This is a genomic window from Synechococcus sp. OH2 (assembly GCF_047462155.1).
Classification (GTDB): Bacteria; Cyanobacteriota; Cyanobacteriia; order Thermostichales; family Thermostichaceae; genus Thermostichus.
On sequence record NZ_JANSIR010000099.1, the window covers coordinates 1 to 1281 of the forward strand.

The window sequence follows — 1281 nt, forward strand, 5'->3', positions numbered from 1 at the left end:
CACCGCATCGCCACTCGCGTCAGCGGGACGGAGTCCTTAGCGATTGTTGCTAGGGCCAAAGCTACCTGCAGCCTCATTGCCTTGGAGGACTGGACTGGGATGAGAGAACATACCAACCAACAGCCGCGCAGCAAGACGGAGCGGCGGCGGTCAAACAGTTGGGCGTTCTCCCAGTGGAGACAGTTTGTGCACTACAAGGCAGCAAGAGCGGGGGTGGAGGTGGTGGTAGTACCGCCTGCCTACACTTGGCAAACTTGTCACCGGTGTTTGTGGATTGGGCGGCGGGAAGGGAAGCATTTTCGCTGTGTCAACTCGGCTTGTGGCTGGGGAGGGGATGCAGATTTGAACGGTGCTAACGGGATTGCCCTTTTGGGGGCCGCTGTAAACCGGCCTGGAAGTCCGTGGTTGGCTTGCCAACTGCAGGGCTACCATTCGCGTCAGCGGCGCGTAGCGCTTAAGCCCGCTCGTACCGCTTAGCGGTCGGGGCCGGGTAGTTTACCCTACAATCAAGCTAGAGCAGACCTTTTCCGCTTAGCAAGCCATGCAAACCCTGGATCGGCCCAACGCGCCCTCTCAGCAGCCCTACCCAGAACCAGTCTACCCCCGTCGTCCTACCCGCACCGTAGCCGTAGGCAACGTGTTGATCGGTAGCCAGCACCCGGTGGTGGTGCAATCCATGATCAACGAAGACACCCTTGACATCGAGGCAGCGGTGGCGGCCATCCGTCGTCTGCACGAGGCAGGTTCGGAGATCGTGCGGGTTACCGTTCCCAGCATGGCCCATGCCAAGGCGATGGAGGCGATTCGGGACAAGCTGATCCAAACCTACAGGCCGGTGCCGCTGGTGGCCGATGTACACCACAACGGCATCAAGATCGCCCTGGAGGTTGCCCAGTACGTGGACAAGGTGCGCATCAACCCGGGGCTTTTCGTCCTAGAAAAGCCGCAGCCCGGTCGCACCGAGTACACCCAAGCCGAACTGGAGGCCATCCGCAACAAGATCCGCGAAACCTTCACCCCCCTGGTGCAGACCCTCAAAGCCCAGAACAAAGCCCTGCGCATCGGTGTCAACCACGGATCCCTGGCGGAGCGCATGCTCTTCATCTATGGAGATACTCCCGAGGGCATGGTGGAGTCGGCCCTAGAATATGCCGAGATTTGCGCCGAGCAAGACTTCCACAACGTGGTTCTCTCCTTCAAAGCTTCCCGTCCGCAGGTGATGTTGGCTGCTTACCGGCTGGCCGCCCGCCGCTTCGATGCCTTGGGCCTGAACTACCCCTT

2 protein-coding genes are annotated in these 1281 nt (G+C 60.5%); both read left to right on the forward strand.

Features of this window, described 5'->3' with window-relative positions; all coding sequences use genetic code 11:
* On the forward strand, positions 1-477 hold a 477-nt coding region (locus tag NW835_RS09825), incomplete at its 5' end, for a zinc ribbon domain-containing protein (protein WP_414415183.1).
* A 64-nt stretch (positions 478-541) separates the two neighbouring features.
* On the forward strand, positions 542-1281 hold a 740-nt coding region (locus NW835_RS09830; RefSeq protein ID WP_414415184.1), incomplete at its 3' end, for a flavodoxin-dependent (E)-4-hydroxy-3-methylbut-2-enyl-diphosphate synthase.